The sequence below is a fragment of the Sphingomonas oligophenolica genome (genome assembly GCF_039522915.1).
In the GTDB taxonomy this organism is placed as follows: Bacteria; Pseudomonadota; Alphaproteobacteria; order Sphingomonadales; family Sphingomonadaceae; genus Sphingomonas; species Sphingomonas oligophenolica.
Genome location: NZ_BAAAEH010000005.1, coordinates 435709 through 454653, shown reverse-complemented (window position 1 = coordinate 454653; position 18945 = coordinate 435709). Strand labels below are relative to the sequence as shown.

Sequence of the window (18945 nt, the reverse complement as noted above, 5' to 3'; positions counted from 1 at the left end):
AGGCATTCGCGCAGGCCGATTCATGGGCGGTTCCTTCCTTTCTGATCGATCAGGACGCCCGCTGCCATCGGCTTGGCGCCTTGTCGGTGCGGTGAATGCAGCCTGCCCAGCAGCAGGGCCGCTTCTTTCCTTCCAGCAGTTCCTCACAGGTTCGCTCGATGCGGCGTTGGCGCGTCGTTGCCTGTTTGGCATCATCGACCCAGCAGATGAATTCATTCCGGCCGAGCGGCGTCAGGCTTTCCCACAGCCCAAGGATCTCGGGATCCGATCGAATTGCTGCCTGGAGGTCGTCACCTGCTTCGTGGACAGTGCCATGGATAAAAGCGTTTTCCACGAGACCTCCTAACGTTACCACCCGGTGGCAGAGTTCGCCTGCGCATGGGAGAGTTTGATGAAAAAGACGCTCAGTACCGCGCTTTCTCTGCTGCCATTCGCGTACCTCACTGTCTATATCGTCGATATTCTGGACACCCGCTCCAAGCTTGACCGAAACCTCAATGTTGTTCCGCAGCCTGGAGCGGCCATAGAGGACATCGTCGGCTTTGGGTTTTGGCCTACATGGGTATTCCTGACTACATTGCTCGCTGTTCTATGCGGCCTCAGCTATTGTGTCGGCAGGCAACGTCAGCGTTGGTACTGGGCCATCCTCGCTTTGGCATTTGTTGCCCTGACATCTGTGGACGCGATCTACGCTGATATTTTGGAGACAAAGCTACTCGGGAGATGAGCTAATGTTGCAGCAAATATTACAAAGATACTGGCCGCCTGGAAGGAACGACCCACATTAGGAACGAAGACTCTGGCTTGGCGAGAAAATCTGTCCGAAGATGACTCTCAGTGGTGCAATCGCCGGAAATGTAGCCCGCTTCCGAGTACCAATCAGCCGATAAGCCGGAACCGTGATAGGCGCGGTTCATCGGGGAAACGATGCTTGGTACTTCATCATCAGCAATTGGGTTAAAACGTCCTGACTCCCTTTCAGCGCGGGCTAACCGCAGGCGGTCTCGTCATCGGCAGGCCCGGGCGATATTCTTCTGCGAGGGAGGCCGCCTGTGCCTCGGGAAGCCCGGCGCGAACCAAGGCCGTGGTCAACGCTTCTTCAGGGGCTGCGGCGATGTCGGGGGCGATACCATCGCCTTCCCAGTCCTTGCCGTCGGCGGGATTGAAAGTGCGCCCGACCGGGACGAACAGCGTCAGCCCGCCGTCCAGTGGCTCCATGGAGACGAAGTGATTGGCCCCCGCCGTGGGCGCGCCGATCAGCGTCCCACGGCCCGACCATTTCAGCGCCGCCGCGAACATCTCGCCTGCGGAGCCGGTGGCAGGCGAGGTCAGAACGAATATGCGGGCCCGTTGCAGCGGGCTCGCGATCCCTGGCGTCACCCAATATTCCTTCACAAAGCCCGGCCCCGCTTCGGCGGGGCGCAAGTTCGGGCCGCCCGGACCGAGCCGCTCATTGCCGCCGCGGGTCGCCATATCGACCAGCCGTGTCGGCTTGCTGAACAGAGCCGGAAAGATCACATCCATCTGCGCCGGCCCGCCACCGCGATTGGTGCGCAGATCGAAGATCAGCGTGGTGGCGTAGGCATGATCGCGCAGAAAGGTGCGAGTCGCTTCAGTCACCGCCGCTTCGGGCGGGAATTCGTTGAAGCGGATGTAGGCGATCCCCGGGGCGATCCATCCCGCCCGTTCAATGGCTGGCGCCCCGCTCAGAAACGACATTGCTTCCGGCGGCGGGTTTACGTCGTGCGCCGGGCCGGGACCACCGGGGCCTCCACGGACAACCGGCCCGGACATCTTGCGCATCATCGGCGCGCCGAAGCGCACCCGAAGGTGTCTGTCGTCCTTCACCGCGAGCAGGTCGAGCGTCAGCCTGTCGGCGAGCGTAGCGCCAGCGAGACCGTCATAGGCACCCCGGGCGGCCTGGTCGCGCATTCGGCTGGCATAGGCTCTGCCGGTCTCGGCATCGAGATAGTCTGCCTCCAACAGCGCCGCGACCCGTTCGGCGACGGCACGAGGTTCGACGGCGGAGGCTGTCTGGCCAGCGGGCGCTAGCTCCTGCGCCTGGACACCGACGACGGACAATGCGGCGAAACACAGCACGACAACCGATTTAAGGACGCTAGTCGGCGGCATTAGATGGCTCCGTAACAAAATGAATTCTTGCGCGCTCGGCGAAGGAGCGCTGGTCGAGCGCCTCGATGGCGGCTTGCAAAGTCGCAGCGAGCGGATTCGGCAGTTCGGCTTCCAGCCCCGCCGCTGCCGCGCTGGTCGCCGCCCAATGTCGTTCAATCCGCGGCAAGATCGCGGTCAGGGCGGGCGTCGGGCCGACAATTCGCTCGCGACCGTCGGCCCCCTGGGCGAGATGCACGAGCCCCTGACCCTGCATTTGCGCAACGGTCTGACTAACGGCCGAATGACGCATCCCTTCGTGCCGAGCAATGGCTGCGATCGAGGTTGGGCCAAGCGCCGCGAGCGCGCGCACGACTGGCGCGAAGCGCGGTCGGAAGTTGAGTCCGTCGTCACGATAGCGCTGCTCGACATCGCCATCCAAGCGATCGATCAGGTTGCGTAGCAGGGTGCCGAGGCGGTCACGAGACTCCATTCGAGAGAAATAACAGTGCTGTTATATATGGTCAATGTAGACTGTCGTTCCGGAAAGGCTCGTCTTGCCTGGCAGTCGCCTGTGGGCGCCGGCTCTGGCGATGACTGGTTTGTAAGCTCGGCTACACGATGTCCTGAAGGAAAACGGTCAGACTAATTGACATAGTGTCCGAGTTGATCCGGCCGTTCCTCCCTCGCCTCAGCGGCGATATCGAAAGCCGTGGTCTGGTACATTTCGTTGATCCAGTTCGCGAACAACAGATGCGCATGACCACGCCAGCGGTTCTCGGGGGACCGGGCAGGATCGTCAGCGGGAAAGTAACCCGCGGGAAGCTGGGCGGTGCCGTCGCGGTGATACTCGCCCGCAAGCGTCCCCGTGTCATATTCGAGATGATTGAACATGTGCAGCGTGCGGTGGGCGCGATCCTCGACGAAGCCAGCCCCGGCTTCCACGCTGCCGGCCAGGATATGCAGCCCCTTCGCGCTTGCCAGAGCGGAAGGGCAGGCTTCCGTCCAGCGCGAGACGGGCACATCGAACACGTCCGCAAACCCCCGGAGATAGGGCGAGGTCGGGGCAAAATTCCGATGCTGGAACACCCCAAAGGCTTTGCGCGACAGGTCGCGTTTCGGCACGCCGTGGAAATGGAAAAGGGCAGCCTGGGCGGCCCAGCAAATCGTCAGGCACCGATGGACATGGGTCTGTGTCCAATCAAGGATCGAGCATAGTTCAGGCCAATAGCGAACATCGGCAAAGGGCAGGCGCTCGACGGGCGCACCCGTGATGATGAAGCCGTCGAACCGCTCCGCCCTGACCTCGCTCCAGGGTCGATAAAAGGCCGCCATATGATCGGCCGAAATGTTGCGGGAGACGTGATCCGTGATCCGCACCAGCGTCAATTCGATTTGAAGCGGGGTTGCCCCGAGCAGGCGCGCCAGCTGCGTTTCAGTGTTGATCTTGTCCGGCATGAGGTTGAGCAACCCGATCCGCAACGGCCTGATGTCCTGGCGCACCGCATCGGCTTCGCCCATGATCATGACCCCCTCGGCCTCGAGCGTGTGCCGGGCGGGGAGTTGATCGGGTATCTTTATCGGCACGGCGGGTCGGTTCCTTTTTCGGGTCCGACGCTTGGTGGCTTTGATCCGCTTGGTTGCCGGCTCGGCCACATCCTCCCTGGCAGGAGTGCCACCTTGCCCGGATCGGCAGGTTGGCGTCGGGCGTCGCCCCAACTCTTGATGTCGGGATCGCCATAGTTTGCGGCGCTTGCCTTCGCAACGGGCGTTTTCGCGTCGCCGATACATCTGACGGAAGGGGAGAAAATGGGTCGTCGGCCGATCGACCCGTCGTCACGATTTTCTTGCACTGCCCTGCCCGCGCGCTACGGGCCTCATCATCCGGACATCCGGCTCTCACACTGCAAGACGGGCACACCAGAATGTCGATCACCCGCTCCCCCCTCGCCCCCGCCGGCTTTCCCGAGCTTCCCGCCATCCCCGGCGTCACGCTCCGCATTGCCCGCGCGCAGTACAAGACCTGGGACCGGTGCGACCTGACCTTCGTGACGCTCGATCCGGGCACCGGCGTCGCCGGGGTGCTGACCCGGAGCCGCTGCCCTTCGCCCGAGGTCGAATGGTGCCGCAAGGCGCTGGTGCTCGGCGAGGCGCGCGCATTGGTGGTCAATGCGGGCAACTCGAACGCCTTCACCGGCGATCGCGGCCGCGCCGCGGTCGAGGCGATCGCCGCGCGCGCCGCGGCGCATCTCGGCTGCCAGCCCTCGGACATATTCGTCGCGTCCACCGGCGTGATCGGCGTTCCCCTGCCGATCGACAAGGCCGAGGCCGGGCTCGACGCCGCCTTCACCGCCGCGCCGTGCGGCTGGGAGGAGGCCGCCGCGACGATCATGACAACCGACACCTTCGCCAAGGCAGCGGTAACCCGGGCCGTGATCGGCGACAGGACGGTGAGCCTGGTCGGCATCATCAAGGGATCGGGCATGATCATGCCCGACATGGCGACGATGCTCGGCTTCATCTTCACTGACGCCGCGGTCGAGCCCGCCTTCCTCCAGGCAGCGCTCGCCGACGCCAATGTGAAGAGCTTCTCCTGCATCACCGTCGACAGCGACACCTCGACCAGCGACACCGTCCTCGCCTTCGCCACCGGCAAGGCGGGCAACACCCCCCTCGCCTCGTCCGACGATGCCGGCGCCGACGCTTTCCGGGCAGCGCTCGCCGATCTCTGCCTCCAGCTTGCCCATCTGGTGGTGCGCGACGGTGAAGGCGCGTCCAAGTTCATCACCATCGATGTCACCGGCGCCGAGAGCGACCGCAGCGCGCACCGGATCGCGCTGTCGATCGCCAATTCGCCGCTGGTGAAGACGGCGATCGCCGGCGAGGACGCCAATTGGGGCCGGATCGTCATGGCGGTGGGCAAGGCCGGCGAACCCGCCGAGCGCGACAAGCTCGCCATCCGCTTCGGCGAGACCCAGGTCGCCCGCGATGGCCTGGCGGTGAAGGGCTATGACGAAGCGCCGGTCGCGGCGCATCTCAAGGGCAGCGACATCGATATCGGCGTCGATCTCGGGCTTGGCGAGGGCCACGCGACGGTTTGGACCTGCGACCTGACTCACGGCTATATCGCGATCAACGCGGATTACCGGAGCTGAGCCGATGCTGACGATCTGGGGGCGGCTCAATTCGCACAATGTGAAGAAGGTCGCCTGGTTCGCCGAGGAAGCCGGGCTCGCCTATGTGCGGCACGATGTCGGCGGGGCATTCGGCATGGACTCAGCGTATCTCGCCAAGAACCCCAATGCGCTCATCCCGACGATCGAGGATGGCGAGGTCACCCTTTGGGAATCCAACGCGATCCTGCGCTATCTCGCCGCACGGCACGCGCCCGCGCGCTTCTGGCCGGCCGACCCGGCGGCGCGGGCAATGGCCGATCGCTGGATGGACTGGCAGGCCGATTATGCCGAGGCGCAGCGCGACGCCTTTCTCAACCTGATCCGCCGCCCGGAAGGCGAGCGCGATGCCGAAGCGATCAAACGGTCCGCGGCTGCCTGCGCCGAGAAGATGGCCGTTCTGGACGCGCATCTCGCCACCAGCCAATGGCTGTCGGGCGACAGCTTCGGCATCGGCGACGTGCCGATGGGGGTCTATGCCCATACATGGTTCACGCTGCCGATCGAGCGGCCGGACCTGCCCAATGTGGCTGACTGGTACGCCGGCCTCCAGGCACGGAAGGGCTATGCCAGCCAGGTGATGATCCCGCTCACCTGACTTGACGGCGCGCTTCTCCTGATACATCGGCCGGGCCGTCGCGCTCGTGCGACACAGCGACAGGAGGCCGTCATGCCACGCATAGACCACTTCGCCGACCTGCCCTGCTTTCGAGGTCAGCTCGAAGCGGCGTAAGGGATATCCATCCGAGACGAACGTGAAGCGGGGCTTCCGCTTCGTTCACGGCGATATCGAACTTCTCGAAAAACTCGGTCGCAACGATCCCTGCCCCTGCGGGTCGGGGAAGAGATTTCAAGGCATGTTGCCTCGCCGGCGGCCGCTTTCGATGGGGTGGAACGCCATGATTATTATCGGTAGGAAAAAGCGGGGCCGCCGGATCGGGCGGCCCCGCCGTTCGCGCGTCAGGCAAGCTCACCCTGGCGCCCTGCTCTGATCCCTTTTCAAGGCGGGCTTGGGTCGATTCAACTTTATGCTCGACCATGTCAGCGTCCTCCGCATGACGAGCCGCATGATAAAAGCCGATTTCGGGCTGCTGGTGAATCGGGCTTCGCTGTTATGCGCGTTGCTTTTCGCTGTTATTGCGGCTGGGTTTCGCTGTTCCGCAAATCGTTTTCCCTGTTCCGGAATAACAGCGAAAACATCAGTTAAGATACTGATCAAGAAAGATACTATTTCCAACAAACCGGCCGAAAAGGACGAGAAAAAATTTTCTTTCCCTGTTCTTTCCCTGTTACGGGCCGTTAACAGGGAAAACGGCCGCATCCATCGCGTGCCGAAATCCGTCGCCGGAATATCGCGTGGCGCCCGTCGCTCGAACAATCGGATCGCGCAGAGGTGCGAAAAGTGTGTGGGGGACGGACACGTCCCGTCGACCTGCCGGCACCGCTCGCGCAACCCGTCGTCGCGCTCAGGCGACGCAGCGACAGGAGGCCTTCGTGCCACGCATCGACCAATTCGCCGGAAGAGATTTCAAGGCATGCTGCCCGGCGGGAGGCCGGTTTCGACGGGGCCGAACGCCGGGACCGTTGTCGCTGAGCGCCGCGCGATGCGCGCGTCTCAGCAAAGCGGGAGCTGCGCGACCAGTCGGCCGCGCAGTTCCTGGATGCGTTACTGGCTAACAGCCGGTGCCGTGGCTGCCCCACCGGCGAGCTCGCCCTCGAGCCATGCCTTGATCCGCCCCTTGGGCTCGGCGCCGATCTTGGTCGCGGCGGGCGCGCCGTTCCTGAACAGGATCATCGTGGGGATTCCGCGCACGCCGTAGCGGCCGGGGGCATCGGGATTGTCGTCGATGTTGAGCTTGGCGATCGTCACCTGCTCACCGAGTTCCTCCGAGATTTCCTCGAGGCTCGGCCCGATCATCTTGCACGGGCCGCACCATTCAGCCCAGAAATCGACGAGCACGGGTCCGTCGGCGTTGATGACGTCCGCGTCGAAGCTGTCGTCGGTGATGTGTTTGGTGGCCATGAAGGAATCTCCTGTGTTGGCAGCCAATCTAGGAGCCGCGGCGCCAACCCTCAAGCGTGCCGTTCACAGCTTTACTGCGCGGCGGGATAGCCGGGCTTGTGCGAATCCAGGACGGCGGGCGGCAAGACCAGCAGCCGCGGCGCTGCGGTATAGAGCAAGGCGGCCTCGACCATGCGACCTGGGAAGATCACTTCGAGCGCCTCGACATAGGCGGCCATCTGGCGGGCATGGTAGGGCGGAATATCGGCCAGCGTTGCCGGCGCCTGCCGCCCGGTCTTGAAATCGACCACCTGGATTCGGTCGGACGTGACCAGCAGTCGATCGACAGTGCCCGACACCACCACGCCTTCAGCCACCACTGCGGCGATCGGCGCTTCGGCCAGCGAATCCGGGCCGAACAGAGCGGCGAAGCGGGGATCGTGGAGGACGCCGAGCACTGTGCCGGCGATCTCGCTGCGGACAGCGGCATCTTGGATCGCCCCGATCTTCTCCAGCCAGCGATCGGCGGCCGCCGCGCGCTGATCGGCCGGCACCGCGGGCAGGCGTTCGAACAGCGCGTGGATCAGCCGGCCGCGCTCGGCGGCGAGGCGGAAGGCGGGCGACGGCGGCGGATCGGCCACCTCGTCCTCGCCGAGCGACGAGGGCGCCAGCGGCCGCGGCGGGCGAGCCTCCTGGGGCGCCCGCTTCGTCGCCCAATCCGGCAGCGTTTCGTCCGCCGGCTGTTCGATCGGCTTGCGCGACGACAGGGCCACCGGCCTTTGCGGCACGATTCCGGTGAAGCTCCGCGCCTCGGGCGAGGGCGGCACGCCGAGCGCGGTCATCGCCCGGTCGGCGGCGGCATACCAGCTCGACGGTGGCGGCTCCCCCTTCGCCAGCGGCCCGAGCGCACCGGCGATCACCAGCCGCTCCTCGGCCCGCGTCGCCGCCACGTAGAAGAGCCGCCAATGCTCCTCGAGCTCGCGCTGCGCATCCTCCTCGAGCACCGGGCCGAGCGGCCCGCCGCGCTCGCTGGCGCGCGGCCGGAAGATCGGCAGCGCGTTGTCCATCTCGTCCGGGTGCCAGAGCAGCATCGACCGCGGCGAGCGGGTCGGGTCGACCGCCGCATCGGCGAGGATCACCAGCGGTGCCTGCAGTCCCTTGGCGCCGTGCGCGGTCATCACCCGCACCGCGTCGAGCGGCGCGGAAGGGTCGCGCTTGATCTCGACATCGCCCCGGTCGAACCAGTCGAGGAAGCGCTGCAGCGAGGGCGTGCCGAGCGATTCGAAATCGAGCGCTGCGTTGAGCAGTTCCTCGATCGGATCGCGCGCCTCGTGCCCGAGCCGCCGGATCAGCTTGCGCCGCCCGTCGAGCGGCCCGGAGAGGATCTCCTCGAGGAAGCGATAGGGCGTCGCGATATCGGCGCGGTCGAGCATCGCGTGGAGCGGATCGAGCGCCGCGCGCGGCAGCGTGCGCGAGAGATGCCGCCACAGGCTGCCCGCCTCGCGCGGCGCTGCCGCCATCAGCTGCTCCTGGCTCCAGCCGATCAGCGGCGAGACGAGCAGGCTGGCGAGCGACAGGTCGTCGCCGGGCTGGAGCACGAAGCGGATCGCCGCGAGCAGGTCCTGCACCGCGAGCGGCGCGTTGAGCCGCAGCCGGTCGACGCCGGCGACGGGCACCTTCTCGGCATAGAGCCGCGCGACGATCAGCGACGCGAGCTCGCCGCGGCGCTTGACCAGGATCATCACATCCTCGGGGCGGAGCACCCTGCCCTGGCTTTCGAGCATCAGCGTGCCGACCCAGGCCTTGACCTGCTTCGCGATCTGGCTGGCGAGCGCCCGGGTCGAATCGGCGATCCAGCCCTCCTCATCCTCCTCGCTGCCGCCCGCGACGGTCAGCGGCCAGAGCGTTACGGTGCCGGGCCCGGCCACCTCGCTGGCATGCGGCTCGCGCTCGGCGATCTGGCCGAGGCCGGGATCGGGGATCGCATCGATCGCTGCGTCGACGAATTCGAGCACTGGCCGGGTCGAACGGAAGCTGTGGGTGAGCGACAGCCGGTCGAAGCGCTGACCTTCGGCAAGGTCGCTGAAATGCCGCTCGGCCGCCTGGAAATAGATCGGGTGCGTGCCCTGGAAGCCGAAGATCGCCTGCTTGTAGTCGCCGACCGTGAACAAAGTGCGGATCCGCTCGTCATGGCTGCCCAGCCCGGCGAAGAACTCATCGGCGAGCGCGCGGATGATCGACCATTGCTCGGGGTTGGTATCCTGCGCTTCGTCGATCAGGATATGCTCGGTCACCTGGTCAAGCTTGTAGCGCACCCAGTCGCCCATGCCGGGCTGGGCGAGCAGGTCGATCGTCGCGCGGATCAGATCGTCGAAGTCGACCCCGCCGACGCGCCGCTTGGCTCGCGCATAGGCAGCGGCATAATCGCGCCCGACATCGAGCGCGTCGGCGAGCAGATCGGCATAGAAAGCGCGCACCCGGAGATCGAGCAGCTCGGCGCAATAGCCGTACAGGCCGGTCGCGAGCTCGGCATAATCCTCGTCCTGCGGCGCCTGGCCCTTGCCGAACGAGCGCATCTCGCCGTCCTGCCGCGCCCAGATCGCATGGAGTTCGGCGAGCGAGGCGGCGCGCTCGGCCACCGGCTTTTCGAGCCAGGCCGAGATGAGCTCGGCGCGGGCGAGGCCGTTCTTGGTGCCCCAGCCGCTGTTCATCCCGCCGATCGCGTCGAGCGCCTCATGATCGAAGGCATCGTCGCCGCACTGGGAGACGATATAGCTGTCGATATCACCGCTCGGCAGATCGAGCTGGCGACGCAAGAACGGGCGCAGGCCGTCGCCGTGCGGCAGTTCATCCATCGCCGCCGGGGCGCGGGCACAGGCACGCAGGAAGTTCTCCGCCTCGCCCTCGCCGAGCCGGACGCTGAGCCGGCCGACCGTCTCGATCGGCTTGACCCGGCCCTGCCGGTCCGCCTCGACCAGCATCTCGGCCAGCGCCTCGCGCGCCAGCACCGCTTCCTCACGCGCTTCTAGCGGCCTGAAGCCGGGCACCAGGCCGGCCTCGACCGGGAACGCGGCGAGCAGCCCCTGGCAGAATCCGTGGATCGTCTGGATGCGCAGGCCCCCGCCCGGCGCGTCAAGCACCTTGGCGAAGAGCGTGCGCGCATAGGCGATGCGGCGCGGATCGAGATGGTCCTCGCCGAGCGCGAACAGGTCCTTTTTCAGGTCGCGCTCGTCCATCCGCACCCAGGCGGCAAGCCGGGAGCTGATCCGCCCCGCCATCTCGGCCGCGCCGGCCTTGGTGAAGGTGAGGCACAGGATCGCGCCCGGGTCGACGCCGCGCAGCAGCAGCCGGAACACCCGCGCGGTCAGCACCTGGGTCTTGCCGGTGCCGGCCGAGGCGGAGAGCCAGACATGCGCGTCGGGCGCGCTGGCGAGCGCCTGGTTGCCGGTCAGATGCGGCAGCGCGCCGGGCCGGTCAGCGCTCACGGCCATACCATTCGTCGCGCCGCATCAGCTGGTCATATTCGGCATAGGGGGCATATTCGGGGTGGAGCTTGGCGGTGAACGCCTCGCCGCCGGTCAGCCACGCAGCGACCGCCTCAGTGAAGTGATGCGCGGCGAGCGCGGTGAAGTCTGCGGGCAGCACCTTGTCGCCCTTCCCCGCCGGATCGACCGGCGAGGTGATATAGCCGAAGCTGTCGGCGCGCTTGCCGAGCGACCAATATTCGAAGCCGCGCGCCTCGCCCTTGATGCCGTCATAGCCGCCGCGCTCGGCGATCAGCCCGAGCAGCCCGAGCTGCAGGCTGAACCCGGCGCGGACCGCGGCGGGCGATGGCGGCTTGCCGGTCTTGTAGTCGATCACCGCGAGATTGCCGTCGGGCAGCCGGTCGATGCGGTCGAACTTGCCGGTCAAGGTCACCCCGGAGATCGCGATCCGGCCCTCGCGCTCGACCGCGAGCACCTGGCGTCCGGCGGCGGCCCCGCGCGCGATCTCGGCCGCGATCCAGTCGATCGCCTCCATCAGCCGCGGCTGCCACAGCGCACGCATCATCGGGTGCGTGCGCTCGTCAGCGAGCATGGCGAGCGCGCGCGGACGCAGCGCTTCGGGACGGCAATCATCCTCGCGCGCCCAGCGCTCGAGCACGTCATGCACCGCGGTGCCGCGCCACGCAGCACTCGGATCGGCATCGACCGGATCGAGCGGCTGCAGCCGCAGGATGCGCTTGGCGTAGAAGGCATAGGGGTCGGCCTTGAGCCGGTCGACGTCAGTGACGGCGATCCGGGTCGGCCGCAGGATCGCCGGCGGCGATGGCGCCGGCTGGTCGGCGGGTTCGTGGACGCCGGGATCGTCGAGCGCGCGGGTCCAACGCTCGAGGCTACGCGCGCGCTCGAACCGTTCGCCGGCAAGCGCCTGGAGCCGCAGCCAGAAGCGCGAGGCGATCGCCGGCTGGCTCGCATCGCGGCGCGCGCGGGTGATCAGCGCGAGCGGCGCGCCCAGCGCGCCGGCGAGATCGTGCGCCGAAACGCCGATCCTGCGCTCGAGCCCGGGCAGGCCGAGCTCGGCGCGGATGCGCGGCGCGAGCCAGGGGTCGGGTGCCGGCTGGCCGGGCCAGGTGCCTTCGTTGAGGCCGCCGAGGATCATCAGGTCGGCGGTCTGGAGCCGCGCCTCGATCAGGCCGTAGATGGCGAGACGGGGATGCCCGCCCTGCGGCGGCCGCACCGCGACCTCGTCCATCAGCGTCTTGAGCAACGGCGCGAGGCTGGCGGGATCGACGCTTGCCGGGCCTGACGCCGCCTCGGCTTCGAGATCGGCGAGCAGCTCGGAAGCCGCGCGCCCGGCCGGGCCGCTCCACAAGGTGTCGCCGCACAAGGCCTGCGCGGTCTCGCGCAGCGCCGCCAGCAACGCGGCAAGCGGCTGCGCGCCGCCGTCGAACACCGCCTCGATCGGCGCGAGCAGGCCGCGCGCCTCGGGCCACCAGGCGGCGGCTTCGGCGCGGCGCTTGCGCTCGCGTTCGGGCGGGTTGGCGAGATGATCGTCGATCCCCGCCAGCCCCGGCGCCGGGCGTGGACCGCGCAGCACGCGATCCAGGCTGCGCGCGCCATCGAGCCACGCGGCCCGGGCGTCGCCGAACCGCACCAGCGGATGCTTGAGCAAGGTCAGCAGCGCCAGCGGGGCGAAGCGCTGAGTCGCTGCCTCGGCCAGCGCGGTCAGCAAGGTGCCAGACGGCAGGATCGAGAGCGGCCGCCCGGCCGAATCGTCGATCTCGATCTTCCAGCGCGCGGCATGCGCAGCGACGCGGCGGGCGAGGCCGCGGTCAGGCGTGACCAGCGCCGCGGTACGGCCCGGCGTTTCGAGCACCTCGCGGAGCGCCAGCGCGATCGCCTGCGCCTCTTCCGCGGGCGTCGCGAGCTCGGCGGCGGCGATGCCGGCAAGGCGGCGATCCTCGGCGGCGAGCGAGGTCCATTTGCCGGTGAAATCGGCGGGCGCCAGGGCATTGGCGATCGCCCGGCCCCGCGCCGCGGTCGCGTCATGCCCGCCGCCGCCACGCCACGTCTCGAACTCGGTGCGATTGACGCCCATGCGGTCGAGCAGCAGCTTCAGATGGAATTGCGGGTGGGTCTCGATCGACCGGCGCCGGAAACCGCTGACCGGGTCAGGCGCATGCGGACCGAGCGCCTGCCACTCGCCCTCGTCCATGCCCGTGGCGAGATCGGCGAGGACGACCATCCCCTGCGGCAGTTCCGACACGCAGCGCATCAGCCGCGCGACCGCAGGCGCTGAATCGGTGATGCCCGCGGCGCAGACGAAGCCGGCGGGCGGCGCGTCGCGCCAGCGCGCCGCGAGCCGCCTGAGCAGACGCGCCCGGCGATCGGCGAGGTCGATCCGGCCGAGCCGCTCGAGTTCGCCCGGCCAGCGATCGAGTATGATCCCGAACAGCGCCAGCGCGCGACGCCAATGATCCGACAGTTCCTCGCCGAGGTCGAGCTCACGCAGCCGGGCGGGTGCCACCTCTTCGATCAGGAGCTGATCAAGCGTCCGGGAGAGATCGCCCGCCAGCCGCACAGCCTCGGCTGCATCGACCGGCTGGCCAATGCGGATTCGCTCCTCGGCAACCAGCCGGGCAAGGATCATCCGGCGCTGAAGCGGCGGCACCGCGGGCGGCACGGGATCGGGGTCGTCCGCCGGATCGAGCGCAGCGCCGGCAGCCTCGTCGAGGCCCGGATCGCCGATCGCGACCAGCCGCGGCAGCAACAGCCCCCCTTCGCTCGCCCGCACAAAGGCGTCAGTCATCGCGCGCTTGGCGCGGTTGTTGGGAAGCAACACCAGCCCGCGCGCCAGCCCGAGCGGCTCGCCGCCGAACCGCCGGATCAGCCCGGCCGCGAGCGCGTCGGCAAAGGCGCGGTGAGCCGGGATCGTGAAGAGCTGGGGCTTGCCCCGCTCAGCCATCGGCCAGGATTGCCTCGGTCTTCGCAATCGCGCCGGGTGTGCCGACATCGAACCACAGGCCCTGATGGACCAGGCCATAGGCGCGTCCGGCCGCAATCGCGCGATCCCAGAACAAATTGGTCGAGAACGGCCCCTCGGGCCAGTCGGCGATCACCCGCGGCGAGAGTATCTGCACGCCGGTATAGACGAACGGTGCCGGGCGGCCGGGTTGGCGGCGCTTGATGATCCGGCCGTCCGGCGCGAGATGGAAATCGCCCTGCCCGCCATGATTATGCGCCTGCGACAGCGGCACGACCAGCAGCAACGCGTCCATCTTGGCATCGTCCCAGCGTGCGCCGAGCAGCCTGATGGCGTCGGCGGGGCCATCGATCCAGAGATTGTCGCTGTTGACGACGAGGAAGGGCTTGTCGCCGATCAGCTCGCGCGCCTTGACGATGCCGCCGCCGGTTTCCATCAGCCGGGCGCGCTCGTCCGAGACCAGGATCTCGATGCCCTTCACCCGGTTGGCGAGATGCGCCTCGAGCGCGTCGGCGAGATAATGGACATTGACCACCGCCCGCTTCACCCCCGCAGAGCGCAGCCGGGCGAAGACATGGTCGATCAGCGTCTTGCCGGCGACCTCGATCAGCGGCTTGGGCCGCGTCGCGGTCAACGGACGCATCCGCTTGCCGAGGCCGGCCGCCATCACCATCGCCGTCTCCGGCACCGTGCCGCCCGGATCGGGCCGGATCGCGAGCGTGCGCTTGGTGCTCATTGTGCCGCAAGCGCCATCGGATCGCCGCGCAGGCCTTGCGGAATATTGGCGTCGAACCACGCCCTCACGGGCGCGAGCGCCGGGTGCGCGAGATCATGCTCCAGATAGCGCCACACCCGCGGGCAAAGCGTCGGATAGCGCGTCTTGCCGTCGCGCTTCCACAGCCGGGTGAAGATGCCGATGATCTTGGCGTTCCGCTGCGCGCCGAGCACATGATAGGCGATATCGAAATCCTCCCCGACGCCGGTTATCATTTTATAGCGATCGAGCATTGCCGCCTCGAGCACCGGATCGACGTCCCGCCGCGCGTCCTGCAGCAGCGAGACGAGATCATAGGCCGGGTGGCCGGCAAGCGCATCCTGGAAATCGAGCAGGCCGAGCGAATCGCTGCCGCCGATCAGCATCAGATTCTCGGCATGATAATCGCGCAGCACCGTCACCTGCCGGCCGGAGAGCGCCGCGTCGAACACTGAGTCCCATGCCGCTGTATAAGCGTCGATATCGGGCTCGATGCCGAGCGCGGGGCAATACCATTCGGGAAGCAGATTAGCCTCGCGGTGCAGCACGGCGCGATCATAAGGCGGCAGCGCGCCCGCCTCGTGCGCGTGCAGCCGGACCAGCACATCGATTGCCGACTCGTACAGCGCGGTTTCGCGCCCCGCTTCGGCATCGGCCGTCTCGCGCATGCGCACGTCACCGAAATCCTCGATCAGCACGAGGCCCTGATCGAGATCGCTCGCATGGATGATCGGCGCCGCGAAGCCCCGCTCGGCAAGCCAGCGGGCGATGTCGATAAAGGGTCTCGGGTCCTCATGCGGAGGTGGCGCATCCATCAGGATAGCGCTGCGATCCCCGTCGACGACCCGGAAATAGCGCCGGAAGGAAGCATCCCCCGCCACCGGCAGGATTGCCGCGCCGGCCCAGCCATGCGCGGCGAGGAAATCGGCCGCCGCAGCCGGTGGAATCATATCTGTCGCCATCGCGCCTTCCATGGCGCCGGGACCTCGGCTGTCAAGGCGCGGCTGCCATCGGGCTCGATCGTGAGGCTCAGCGCGAGCGCGTCGGGCCACATGCCGGGCGCGCGCTCGGGCCATTCGATGATCAGCAGCGAATCGGCCAGCGCCTCGTCGAGCCCGAGCTCCTCGATCTCGGCGGGATCGTCGATCCGGTAGAGATCGACATGCAGCACCGGCACGCTGACCTCGGGCGGGGCATAGGGCTGGACGATCGCGAAGCTCGGCGAAGGGGCCTCGCCGGCGAGGCCGAGCGCTGACAGCAAGCCGCGCGCGATGCTCGTCTTGCCAGCACCGAGCGGGCCGGCGAGCGTGATGACATCGCCGGGCCGCGCCAAAGTCGCGAGACGCGCGCCGAAAGCTTCGGTCGCGGCGGGGTCAGCGAGCACCGATAATGACGTCACGACATCAATAGCCGGTCAAAAGCATATCAAGCGCGTTCATGATCGCCGACTGCTCAGCCGCCAATGACGACACGGGCAGCCCAAGCGCTTTGGTTGCGACCGACGCAGCACCTTGTGTGATCATCTCCACTTTCTGCCCATTCACGACAAAAATGGGATTGAGCCGTGCAAAGGCCGGACGCATTCCGGATGGCGGAAGCAATGGGACCACAAAGCGGGTGCCAAGAACACTCAGCAGGGTCGCCTGACAATCAAGCAGCAAGACATTGGACCCCGGCTGGGCGTAAACGTCGAAGCGCGCCATCAGAACCGCCGGTATTTTTCCAGCGGCAGACCGTGCTCCTCGACCCACGCATTCCAACCGTCGATCGCCCCCCGATTCTCTTCGAGCCAGCGTCGGCCGCGCTCTTCGGATATCTGCTTGGCGAGCCCTTCTTCGCAGGCACGCGATATGTTGATGCCGAGCTCCTTCGCGTCATCAATCATCGCTGCATCGAGCGAGACATTGGTCGGCCGCCTGAACGGCGTCTTCGATTCCCGGACAAGCGATCTAGGCATTACAATGTCCTGCTCTATGCGTAGATTATATGCGCACCAATCCCCCCATTCAAGTCAGCGCCGCGGCAATTCCACCGTGATGAACGTCCCCTCGCCGGGCTCCGACACCAGCGCGATCGTTCCGCCATGCGCCTCGACGAACTGCTTCGCGAGCGGCAGCCCGAGGCCGAGCGCGCGCTCGCCGCTGCGCGTCACGCCGGGCTGGGCGAAACGATCGAATGCATGCGCGACCGCATCGACGCTCATCCCGGCACCATCGTCCGAAACCACGATCCGCGCCGCCGCTGCGGTGCCGTCGGCGTGGAGCAGGATTCGCCCGCCCTCCCCCGTCCCGCCCACCGCATGGCGGAGCAGATGTTCGATCACCTGGCGCAACCTGAGCGCATCGCCCTTCATGCTGCCGACCGACGGCAATATCTCGACCGCGAAATCGAGCTTCTTGCGCCTGATGAGCGGCTGGACCGCTGCTGCGGCATCGCGCGCGACGGCTTCGAGATCGACCTCGAGCATCTCGATGTCGGGAGTCTTGCCGTCATGCTGGGTCAGGTCGAGCACCTCGTCGACCAGCAGTCCGAGCCGCTCGACCGATTCCATGATCGCATCGACATAGGCGTGCGCGTCCTTCGACAGTTTGCCGGCATAGCCTTCGCTCAGCATTTCAGCGAAACCGCTGATCGAGGTGAGCGGCGTGCGAAGCTCGTAGCTCATATTCGCGACGAAAGCGGTCTTGATCCGGTCCGCCGCCTCGAGCGCCTCGTTGCGATCGCGCAGCGCGCGTTCGATCCGCTGGCTGTCGGAAATGTCGAACATCGTGAACAGCCCGTTGCCGTCGGGAAGCGGCACCGCTGCGAGCTCGAAGAAACGCCCATCGGCGAATTCGAGCTGCCCGCCGCGCTGCGCCCGCTCGACCGTCGCGGCACGCACCAGATCGGCGATCAGCGTCGCGCGTGCCGGCTTGGCGAGCTGGCGCGCGGCTGCTTCGGCGAGCGCATCGACGCGCGGATGGGTGACCAGGAACGTCTCCTCGAAGCCCCAGAGCGCGCGGAACTTGTTGTTCCACAATTGCAGCCGCCCATCCGCCGCGAACACGCCGAGCGCTTCATAGAGATTGTCGAAGGTCGCGGTGCGCACGCGCAGCAGCGTATCGCGGGCGCTGGCGAGCTGGACCTGCTCGGTGCGATCCTCGAAGATCAGCAGCAACCCGCCGTCCGGCAAGGGCTGAGCGACGACGCGGAGATGGACTCCGCCGGGCAGATGCCAATTCTCCTCGATCGCCCCGCCCGCCGCCAGGAACCAGTCGCGCCGCTCGGCCTTCCAGCCCGGAAAATCGCGCACCTCGGGCAGGCGATTGGCTTCGCGCATCCGCTCGAGCACGCGATCGAATTCGGGGCGGTCGGCGAGCCACTCGCTCTTCATCGCGAACAGCCGCCGGAAGGGCTGATTGCAGAATGCCAGCGTGCGGTCGGCGGCGAACTGGACGACTCCGGCGGAGAGACGATCGAGCATCGCGCGCTGCGCATCGGCGAAGCGCTTGATCCCGCTGCGCGCCTGTTCGAGATCCTCGATATCGATCGAGAAGCCGGCGACGCCGCCGACCGGCAGCGGTACGTCGTAGACGCGCAGCATCCGGCGGGCGCCCTTGATCGTCGCCGGCATCGCCTGCATCTGCGGCTGGCCGGTATCGCGCGCGATCACTGCGCTGGCGAGCGGACCGCCGATCCCCGATCCCTCGACCAGTTCGACGCCGCGCCGCACGACATCGGCGGCATCGGCGCCCTCGACCGCATCGACATAGGCCGAGTTGACCATTGCGAGGCGCATATCGGCGCCGCGATACCACATCGGCATCGGCGCGGCCTCGATCAGCCCTGTCAATGCCTGGAAGGCGGCGCGCGCCTCGGCGCCTTCCTCGGCCAGCCGCGCGATCTCCGCCTCGCTCTCGGTCGAGTCGAACACCCAGAGCACGACACCGCCCGGCGCCTGCAGATCGCGCGGCGCGCGGGCGCCGCGGATCATCAGCGCGCGCGACGACCCCTGAGTCCGGATCGCCCGGGCGAATGGCCGCCCGGCTTTCTGCGCCGCCGCCACATCGGCCGCGAGCGCCCGGGCATCATCCGCGGTCAGCCCCGCATCACGCCCCGCCAGATCATCGAGATAGCGCGGCGGCGGCGAGAGCCCGAGCCAGTCGGCGAGCCGGTCGGGCAACTCCAGCCGCCCGTCCGTCCGCACCACCATCGCCAAGGCGGGCGCCGAGCCGAGCAATGCCTCGAGTCGGGCATTGGCGACGAGCGTCGATGCCGCTGCGCGACGTGCGCGAAGGCCGAGATAAAGCGCGACGCAGCCACCCCCGATCAGAAGGGCGAGAATAACCCCGGCTATCACGCTTCCGATGACGGATATCTGGATCACCACAGCCCCTTCAGGCGCCATCGACACGTTGCGCGCACTCTCGCGCAACTGTCCCTAGGCGATCGGCCGTCGAATT

At 67.3% G+C, this 18945-nt stretch carries 17 protein-coding genes and 1 riboswitch; of the genes, 4 read left to right on the top strand and 13 right to left on the bottom strand.

What is annotated here, in order from left to right:
- Positions 1-49 precede the first annotated feature (49 nt).
- Positions 50-334: a YdeI/OmpD-associated family protein gene (locus ABD050_RS04780; protein WP_343888050.1), complete on the bottom strand. Its 285-nt coding sequence runs from the start codon at positions 332-334 to the stop codon at positions 50-52.
- 57 nt (positions 335-391) lie between these two features.
- Here ABD050_RS04780 and ABD050_RS04775 point away from each other — a divergent pair, with 57 nt between their 5' ends.
- Positions 392-727, top strand: coding sequence for a hypothetical protein (locus tag ABD050_RS04775; RefSeq protein ID WP_343888049.1), 336 nt, complete (start codon positions 392-394; stop codon positions 725-727).
- A gap of 251 nt (positions 728-978) precedes the next feature.
- On the opposite strand, the gene ABD050_RS04770 is transcribed toward ABD050_RS04775, so the two are convergent.
- The 3 genes from ABD050_RS04770 to ABD050_RS04760 all read right to left on the bottom strand — a co-directional run bounded on the left by ABD050_RS04770 (position 979) and on the right by ABD050_RS04760 (position 3696).
- Positions 979-2133, bottom strand: a complete 1155-nt coding sequence (locus ABD050_RS04770; RefSeq protein WP_343888048.1) for a S41 family peptidase — start codon at positions 2131-2133, stop codon at positions 979-981.
- The gene (locus ABD050_RS04765; RefSeq protein ID WP_343888047.1) at positions 2120-2602 is read right to left on the bottom strand and encodes a MarR family winged helix-turn-helix transcriptional regulator; all 483 of its coding nucleotides are present in this window, start codon (positions 2600-2602) and stop codon (positions 2120-2122) included. The genes ABD050_RS04770 and ABD050_RS04765 overlap by 14 nt, the downstream gene beginning before the upstream one ends.
- A gap of 152 nt (positions 2603-2754) precedes the next feature.
- The gene (locus ABD050_RS04760; protein WP_343888046.1) at positions 2755-3696 is read right to left on the bottom strand and encodes a homoserine O-succinyltransferase; all 942 of its coding nucleotides are present in this window, start codon (positions 3694-3696) and stop codon (positions 2755-2757) included.
- 39 nt (positions 3697-3735) lie between these two features.
- Positions 3736-3843, bottom strand: a riboswitch (SAM-I-IV-variant riboswitch).
- Between the two features lie 191 nt (positions 3844-4034).
- On the opposite strand from ABD050_RS04760, the gene argJ reads away from it, so the two are divergent.
- The 3 genes from argJ to ABD050_RS29000 all read left to right on the top strand — a co-directional run bounded on the left by argJ (position 4035) and on the right by ABD050_RS29000 (position 6274).
- Complete coding sequence (argJ, locus tag ABD050_RS04755; protein WP_343888045.1) at positions 4035-5264, top strand: bifunctional glutamate N-acetyltransferase/amino-acid acetyltransferase ArgJ; 1230 nt, start codon at positions 4035-4037, stop codon at positions 5262-5264.
- Between the two features lie 4 nt (positions 5265-5268).
- On the top strand, positions 5269-5880 hold the full coding sequence (locus ABD050_RS04750; RefSeq protein ID WP_343888044.1) for a glutathione S-transferase family protein: 612 nt from the start codon (positions 5269-5271) through the stop codon (positions 5878-5880).
- Positions 5881-6037: 157 nt separating this feature from the next.
- On the top strand, positions 6038-6274 hold the full coding sequence (locus ABD050_RS29000) for an SEC-C metal-binding domain-containing protein (RefSeq protein ID WP_425542409.1): 237 nt from the start codon (positions 6038-6040) through the stop codon (positions 6272-6274).
- Between the two features lie 674 nt (positions 6275-6948).
- On the opposite strand, the gene trxA is transcribed toward ABD050_RS29000, so the two are convergent.
- The 9 genes from trxA to ABD050_RS04705 form a co-directional block, all read right to left on the bottom strand.
- Positions 6949-7305 carry a thioredoxin TrxA gene (trxA, locus tag ABD050_RS04745; RefSeq protein WP_343888043.1) on the bottom strand — a complete coding sequence of 119 codons (357 nt, stop codon included), beginning with the start codon at positions 7303-7305 and terminating at the stop codon, positions 6949-6951.
- 71 nt (positions 7306-7376) lie between these two features.
- Positions 7377-10775: a double-strand break repair helicase AddA gene (addA, locus tag ABD050_RS04740; RefSeq protein ID WP_343888042.1), complete on the bottom strand. Its 3399-nt coding sequence runs from the start codon at positions 10773-10775 to the stop codon at positions 7377-7379.
- Positions 10759-13731, bottom strand: a complete 2973-nt coding sequence (addB, locus tag ABD050_RS04735; protein WP_343888041.1) for a double-strand break repair protein AddB — start codon at positions 13729-13731, stop codon at positions 10759-10761. Before addB ends, addA begins: the two co-directional genes overlap by 17 nt.
- Complete coding sequence (locus tag ABD050_RS04730; RefSeq protein WP_343888040.1) at positions 13724-14485, bottom strand: nucleotidyltransferase family protein; 762 nt, start codon at positions 14483-14485, stop codon at positions 13724-13726. Before ABD050_RS04730 ends, addB begins: the two co-directional genes overlap by 8 nt.
- Entirely contained in the window at positions 14482-15465 is a 984-nt protein-coding gene (locus tag ABD050_RS04725) for an aminoglycoside phosphotransferase family protein (protein ID WP_425542408.1), read from the bottom strand. The genes ABD050_RS04730 and ABD050_RS04725 overlap by 4 nt, the downstream gene beginning before the upstream one ends.
- Positions 15450-15902: a tRNA (adenosine(37)-N6)-threonylcarbamoyltransferase complex ATPase subunit type 1 TsaE gene (gene tsaE / locus ABD050_RS04720; protein WP_343888039.1), complete on the bottom strand. Its 453-nt coding sequence runs from the start codon at positions 15900-15902 to the stop codon at positions 15450-15452. Before tsaE ends, ABD050_RS04725 begins: the two co-directional genes overlap by 16 nt.
- A gap of 4 nt (positions 15903-15906) precedes the next feature.
- Positions 15907-16206, bottom strand: a complete 300-nt coding sequence (locus ABD050_RS04715; RefSeq protein ID WP_343888038.1) for a CcdB family protein — start codon at positions 16204-16206, stop codon at positions 15907-15909.
- Positions 16206-16460 carry a type II toxin-antitoxin system CcdA family antitoxin gene (locus ABD050_RS04710; protein WP_343888037.1) on the bottom strand — a complete coding sequence of 85 codons (255 nt, stop codon included), beginning with the start codon at positions 16458-16460 and terminating at the stop codon, positions 16206-16208. The genes ABD050_RS04715 and ABD050_RS04710 overlap by 1 nt, the downstream gene beginning before the upstream one ends.
- Positions 16461-16514: 54 nt before the next feature.
- Entirely contained in the window at positions 16515-18890 is a 2376-nt protein-coding gene (locus tag ABD050_RS04705; protein WP_343888088.1) for a sensor histidine kinase, read from the bottom strand.
- Positions 18891-18945: the final 55 nt, after the last annotated feature.

What these genes read in the sequence shown, in the direction of transcription:
- ABD050_RS04775 (WP_343888049.1), top strand. Translation starts at nt 392, where the DNA reads ATGAAAAAGACGCTCAGTACCGCGCTTTCTCTGCTGCCATTCGCGTAC.
- ABD050_RS04770 (WP_343888048.1), bottom strand. Translation starts at nt 2,133, where the DNA reads ATGCCGCCGACTAGCGTCCTTAAATCGGTTGTCGTGCTGTGTTTCGCC.
- ABD050_RS04765 (WP_343888047.1), bottom strand. Translation starts at nt 2,602, where the DNA reads ATGGAGTCTCGTGACCGCCTCGGCACCCTGCTACGCAACCTGATCGAT.
- argJ (WP_343888045.1), top strand. Translation starts at nt 4,035, where the DNA reads ATGTCGATCACCCGCTCCCCCCTCGCCCCCGCCGGCTTTCCCGAGCTT.
- ABD050_RS04750 (WP_343888044.1), top strand. Translation starts at nt 5,269, where the DNA reads ATGCTGACGATCTGGGGGCGGCTCAATTCGCACAATGTGAAGAAGGTC.
- trxA (WP_343888043.1), bottom strand. Translation starts at nt 7,305, where the DNA reads ATGGCCACCAAACACATCACCGACGACAGCTTCGACGCGGACGTCATC.
- addA (WP_343888042.1), bottom strand. Translation starts at nt 10,775, where the DNA reads ATGGCCGTGAGCGCTGACCGGCCCGGCGCGCTGCCGCATCTGACCGGC.
- addB (WP_343888041.1), bottom strand. Translation starts at nt 13,731, where the DNA reads ATGGCTGAGCGGGGCAAGCCCCAGCTCTTCACGATCCCGGCTCACCGC.
- ABD050_RS04730 (WP_343888040.1), bottom strand. Translation starts at nt 14,485, where the DNA reads ATGAGCACCAAGCGCACGCTCGCGATCCGGCCCGATCCGGGCGGCACG.
- ABD050_RS04725 (WP_425542408.1), bottom strand. Translation starts at nt 15,465, where the DNA reads ATGGCGACAGATATGATTCCACCGGCTGCGGCGGCCGATTTCCTCGCC.
- ABD050_RS04715 (WP_343888038.1), bottom strand. Translation starts at nt 16,206, where the DNA reads ATGGCGCGCTTCGACGTTTACGCCCAGCCGGGGTCCAATGTCTTGCTG.
- ABD050_RS04710 (WP_343888037.1), bottom strand. Translation starts at nt 16,460, where the DNA reads ATGCCTAGATCGCTTGTCCGGGAATCGAAGACGCCGTTCAGGCGGCCG.
- ABD050_RS04705 (WP_343888088.1), bottom strand. Translation starts at nt 18,890, where the DNA reads ATGGCGCCTGAAGGGGCTGTGGTGATCCAGATATCCGTCATCGGAAGC.